This window comes from Allobosea sp. P1_A7 (assembly GCF_056406775.1).
Map to the genome: position 1 here is coordinate 1 of NZ_JBFTZN010000337.1, position 5856 is coordinate 5856.

General features: G+C 65.4%; 5 protein-coding genes. 4 read left to right on the plus strand and 1 reads right to left on the minus strand.

Translation table 11 applies throughout. The annotated features are described in order from the left end of the window. Window positions 1-844 (minus strand): ABC transporter transmembrane domain-containing protein (locus AC1D34_RS33315; protein ID WP_476826542.1); only part of this gene is annotated, 844 nt, incomplete at its 3' end. Window positions 845-1011: 167 nt separating this feature from the next. Here AC1D34_RS33315 and AC1D34_RS33320 point away from each other — a divergent pair. From AC1D34_RS33320 to AC1D34_RS33335, 4 genes are all read left to right on the plus strand, one after another. Continuing rightward, the gene (locus AC1D34_RS33320) at window positions 1012-1824 is read left to right on the plus strand and encodes an aminoglycoside phosphotransferase family protein (protein ID WP_476826543.1); all 813 of its coding nucleotides are present in this window, start codon (window positions 1012-1014) and stop codon (window positions 1822-1824) included. 354 nt (window positions 1825-2178) lie between these two features. After that, entirely contained in the window at window positions 2179-2751 is a 573-nt protein-coding gene (locus AC1D34_RS33325) for a TetR/AcrR family transcriptional regulator (protein WP_476826544.1), read from the plus strand. Window positions 2752-2843: 92 nt separating this feature from the next. Next, entirely contained in the window at window positions 2844-3956 is a 1113-nt protein-coding gene (locus AC1D34_RS33330) for an efflux RND transporter periplasmic adaptor subunit (protein ID WP_476826546.1), read from the plus strand. Between the two features lie 8 nt (window positions 3957-3964). Next, the coding region (locus tag AC1D34_RS33335) for an efflux RND transporter permease subunit (protein WP_476826545.1) at window positions 3965-5856 on the plus strand (1892 nt) is incomplete at its 3' end.

The window sequence follows — 5856 nt, forward strand, 5'->3', positions numbered from 1 at the left end:
CCATCCAGCCACCGACGATGAGAACCATCAGCGGACCGATGGCATTCGCGACGTTCAGCAAGGTCTTGAGCCCGTATTTGAGGACATAGAACCGGATCCGGTTGCGGAAGATCGCATGGATCGTGGCGGACTCCGCCGGAGTCGGCTTGGATTCTGGACCGCTCCGGGCCCCGCTCCCGCTCTGGGCGACGGTTTCGTCGCCGAGCTTGCGCACCAGCCCGACCTGCCGCTCGACGAGCGTGTTGAGGTCGGCCTGCATGTAAAGTGCGAGGAAGACCTGCGGCAGCAGGAAGACCATGCTGATCAGCGCGATCAGTGGCTGGATGTACAGCATGTAGCCGAGGATCACGCAAAGGAAGGTCAGGTTGACGACGAATTCCGAGATGCCGACCCCGACGAAGCCGCCGACACCGTCGATTTCCCGGCCGATGACATTGACCGTCTGCCCGCTCGTGTTCCCGTCGGACGATGCCCTCTCAGTGGCAACGACCGTCAAGTGGTCGCGCGACTTTTTCACGACGCTTTCGCTGACCCAGCCCTGATAGACCAGAAGCGCATATTTCAGCGCCGCCTGGAGCAGGACGATGGCGAGATAGAGCGCCCCCAGGAAAAGCAAGGTCCGGACGTCCCGGTTGGCGATCGCCACATCCACGATCCGCCGTTGGAGATCGATCGGCGCGAAGTTGAGCAGCGCCACCGCCATCGCGATCAGGCCGACATAGAACTGATGGGCGCCGCTGGCGCGCCAGACAAAACTGCTCAGCGTCTGGTCGGACGCGATCGCCGGGGCCGACGTCTCGCTTGGCCTGATCCGCCTGAGAAGCGGGAGGAAGATGCTGCTCACGGAAGGGACCTTGTCGACGCCTGGACGGGAGGCAACGAACGGCGCGGCAGACAAGTTCCCCGCTCCAGGGATTTGTCACATCATGCGCTTGCCTGAACGAGGACATTCCAGGCCAGGCGGCTGCCTTGCATCACCCGCAACCCTCCGTTTGAACACTGAAGAAGATCATGGCGATCGAGAGCGACTTCACCCCTTACATTCGTCGTTGGGCGCTGGCTGAAGACGGCGAGCCGATCCTGACACGGACCAGCAGCCTCCTCCCGGTTCGTCGGAACGGCGAGCCGGCCATGCTGAAGATCGCGACCGTGCCGGAGGAAAAGCGAGGTGCGGGCCTCCTGATCTGGTGGAATGGGATCGGGGCTGCTCGCGTCATTGAACACGACGATGATGCGATCCTGCTCGAACGCGCGACCGGCAACCGCTCGCTCGCTGCGATGGCGGAACATGGAAGGGATGATGAAGCGAGCGTCGTGCTCTGCAGGGCCGTTGCGGAGCTTCACAAGCCGCGTGCAGCGCCTCCATCGAACCTTGTCCCGCTCTCCGACTGGTTTCGGGCGCTCCATGCTGCACCTCAGGGCGGGATCTTCGTCCGATGCGCCGAGGCCGCACGCATATTTCTGGCCGATCCGCGCGATGTCGTCCCGCTGCATGGCGACATTCATCACGCGAACATCCTTGATTTCGCAGAACGAGGCTGGCTCGCAATCGATCCAAAGGGCCTGAAAGGCGAACGCGGCTTCGATTATGCCAATCTCTTCTGCAATCCGGATCATCCGGTCGCCACGGCGCCTGGTCGCCTCGCCCGACAGGTGGACGTCGTCGCTCATGCCGCACAGCTGGAACGCGGCCGCTTGCTTCGCTGGATTCTCGCCTGGGCGGGGCTTTCGGCGGTCTGGCTCATCGAGGATGGGGAAACCGAACATATCGCGCCCACCCTTCGCGTCGCGGAGATCGCCGCGGCGGAAATCGACAAGGGTTGATTTTCCAACTCGGTGCCGCTCAGGCGGGTCGGCAAGCGGGTTGGCGGAAACCACCTTTCGTGCAGMCATCGGCACGGGCCACTGGCCGCTGATGATCAGTGCCATTCAGCGATCAAACTGACACGCGAGCCAATCGGCAACGTTCGGGCAATCCAAGTGTTCTGATCAATGGGACTGGCCCGCCGCAGGGGCGATGGACGGACCAGTCCCTCATCGCGCGGCGAGCCGGGTCGCGCGATACCCTATTCCCGCCCCTCGCCCCCCGGCGGCACAGGGTTGTTTTTCCGTACGACCGTTCGTATATAAATTCCGCAATGCGGGCGACCCGGTTTTTCGCCTTCGCCAGGGAACGATATGGGCAGGCACAGAAAGCACGATCCCGAAGAGGTCCTGAACGCGGCGGAGCGGGTCGTGCTCAGCCGCGGCGCGGCTGGCCTCTCGATCGATGCCGTCGCCAAGGAGGCTGGGATCGCAAAATCCAGCGTCCTCTATGATTACAAGTCAAAGGGCGCCGTGCTCGAGGCCCYCATCGGGCGGATCATCAAGGCCGACGACAAGAAGGTGGCCGCCGCGGTGGCGGCAGCCGTCGCGACCCCTAATCCCGAACTTTTCGGCAGGATCGAGGCCACCGCCGCGGGGCAGCCCTCCGAGGACGAACGCGCCATTGCGATGGCGGTCAGCGCGGCGGCGTCCCACGAGGACGCCTTTCAGCGCAGCATGCGCGATTGGCTCTCCCGCGACCTCGATGCGATCCAGGCCGGGACCGACAAGCCCTTCGCGTCCCTGATGGCCTATCTCGCCCTCTTTGGGCTTTCGTCCATCGAATATCAGGGGTTCCGCGAGTTCGATCCGTCCGAACGCGCCGCCATCCTGAACGGCATCAAAAGCATTTTTGAACTCATCCCAGAGACTCCGGCTTCCCCATGAATTCCCAATCTGCTTCTGCCCCTTCCCGCCTGTCGAAGGTCGGGGAGCAATCCCTATTGCGCCGGTTTGGCGCCGTCGCGGTCATCCTGTCCATGACGGTGGCGGCGGCGAGCGCCCAGGACCCGTCCCAGATGCCGCCGCCTGCCGTTGGCGTCCTTCAGGTCGAGCCGCGCGCCGTTCCAGTCGTCCGCGACCTGCCCGGCCGCATCGCCGCGACGCGTGTCGCCGAGGTCCGCGCCCGGGTCTCGGGCATTCTGCTGGAGCGCGTCTTCCAGCAGGGCACCCTCGTCAGGCAGGGGGACGTGCTCTACCGGATCGATCCCAAGCTCTTCGAGGTCAGGGTCGCGAGCGCGCAGGCCGCGCTGCAGAAGGCCAGGGCCCTCAAGGCCAATTCCGAGCAGCAGCTTGCGCGCCAGAAGACGCTGCGCGAGCGCGAGGTGGCGAGCGGGATCAATTTCGAGAACGCGGAACTGGCGCTCGCCCAGGCCAACGCGGATGTCGGGCTGGCCGAGGCCGCGCTGGCGGAGGCGAAGATCAATCTGGATTACACCCAGGTCCGGGCCCCCATCACCGGCATCATCGGGGCAGCCCTGGTCACCGAGGGCGCGCTCGTCACCGCCGACGCCACCCAGAACCTGGCCCTGATCCAGCAGATCGACCCGGTCTACGCGGATTTCACGCAGTCGGCCCAGGAACTTCTGGCATTGAAGCGATCGGTCGACGCGGGCAAGCTCGCCAGCCCGGAGCCGGGCAAAGCCCGCGTCGAGCTGGTGTTCGACGATGGCGCGACCTATGCGCAGGCCGGTTCCCTGCTGTTCGCCAGTGCCAGCGTCGACGCGACGACCGGCCAGGTGACGCTGCGTGCCGAGTTCCCGAACGCGAAGGGCGATCTGCTGCCCGGCATGTATGTCCGCGTCCGTCTCGAGCAGGCGGTCCGGGAGGGCGCGATCACCGTGCCGCAGCGCGCCGTCGTCCGCACGCAGGAGGGGCGAGCCCAGGTCTACGTGATCTCCCCCGAGAATACCGCCGAGGCGCGCGACGTCGAGCTCGGTGAGGCGATCGACTCCGACTGGCTCGTCCTGTCCGGCCTCAAGGCCGGCGAAAAGGTCGCCGTCGACGGCGTCCAGAAACTCCAGTCCGGCGCGAAACTGGCGCCCGAGCCCTGGTCGCCCGCGACCGATATTGCCGGCTCCAAGAGCCGATAGGTCCTGACATGGCACAGTTCTTCATTCGGCGGCCGATCCTCGCCTGGGTCTTCGCGCTGTTCATCTGCATCGCCGGCGCGCTGGCCCTGCCCTTCCTGCCGATAGCGCAGTACCCCAAGGTCGCGCCGCCGCAGCTGACGATCTCGACCGCCTACCCCGGCGCCTCGCCCCAGGAGATCTACCAGGGCGTGACACGCCTGATCGAGGAGGAGCTGAACGGCGTCGCCGGTCTGATCTATTTCGAGTCGACCTCGGATACCTCCGGTTCGGTCTCGATCAACGCGACCTTCCAGCCCGGCACCGATATCGATCAGGCTTCGGTCAAGGTCCAGAACGCGATCAAGCGGGTCGAGTCCCGGCTTCCGCGGGCGGTCACCACGCAGGGCGTCTCCGTCGAGGAGGCATCCGCGGGCTTCCTGATGATCGTCTCGCTGACCTCGCTGGACGGACAAATGGACGAGGTCGCGCTCGGCGACTACCTCAACCGCAATGTGCTCGGCGAGCTTCGGCGCATCGAGGGTGTCGGCCGGGCGCAGCTCTTCGCAGCCCAGCGCGCCATGCGCGTCTGGATCGACCCGGTGAAGATGGTCGGCCTGAAGCTGACCGCCGACGACATCACGGCCGCGATCAGCGCGCAGAACGCCCAGGTGGCGGCCGGCCAGATCGGCGCCGCGCCGAACCCGGTCGGTCAGGACCTGACCGCGACGGTGCTCGTCAAGGGCCAGCTCGCAAACACGGCCGAGTTCGGCGAGATCGTACTGCGCGCCAATGCCGACGGCAGCACCGTTCGGCTGCGCGACGTCGCGCGCATCGAGCTCGGCGCGGAGAWCTACAATTTCAGCAGCCGTCTCAACGGCAAGCCGAGCGCGGCGGTCGGCATCCAGCTCTCGTCCACCGGCAACGCGGTCGCGACCTCGCAGGCGATCCGCGACAAGCTCGCCGAGCTTTCGCGGTTCTTCCCCAAGGGCGTCGAGCAGTCGATTCCCTACGATACCAGTCCCTTCGTCTCGGCCTCGATCAAGAAGGTGCTCTTCACGCTGCTGGAAGCAGTCGGGCTCGTCTTCATCGTGATGCTCATCTTCCTTCAGAACATCCGCTACACCGTGATCCCGACACTGGTCGTGCCGGTCGCGCTGCTGGGCACCTGCGCGGTCATGTTCGCGACCGGGTTCTCGATCAACGTGCTGACGATGTTTGCGATGGTGCTCGCCATCGGCATCCTCGTCGACGACGCCATCGTCGTCGTCGAGAATGTCGAGCGCATCATGGCCGAGGAAGGCCTGTCCCCGCGCGCGGCGACGCAGAAGGCCATGGGCCAGATCACCGGCGCGATCCTCGGCATCACGCTCGTGCTCGCCAGCGTCTTCATCCCGATGGCCTTCTTCCCCGGATCGACCGGCATCATCTACCGCCAGTTCAGCCTGACCATGGTCGTCTCGATCCTGTTCTCGGCCTTCCTCGCCTTGTCGCTGACGCCGGCTTTGTGCGCGACGTTCCTGAAGCCGATCGCCAAGGGACATCACGAGAAGAAGGGGCTCGGCGGCTGGTTCAACCGCAGCTTCGACCGGGTGACCGCGGGATATTCCCGCAGCGTCGTTAGCCTGGCGAAGCGGGCCGGTCGGGTCATGGTGGTCTATCTCGCGCTGGTCGTCGGGCTCGGCTACCTGTTCGTCAAGCTGCCGAGCGCCTTCGTGCCGAACGAGGACCAGGGCTATGTCATCGTCGATATCCAGGGCCCGCCGGAAGCCAGCGCCAACCGCACGCTCGCCTCGATCAAGCAGATCGAAGGCATCTTCCAGGCCGACCCCGCCGTCGCAAATGTCGTGGCGATCCAGGGCTTCAGCTTCTCCGGCAACGGGGCGAACGCCGCGCTTGCCTTCGTGACGCTGAAGGACTGGAG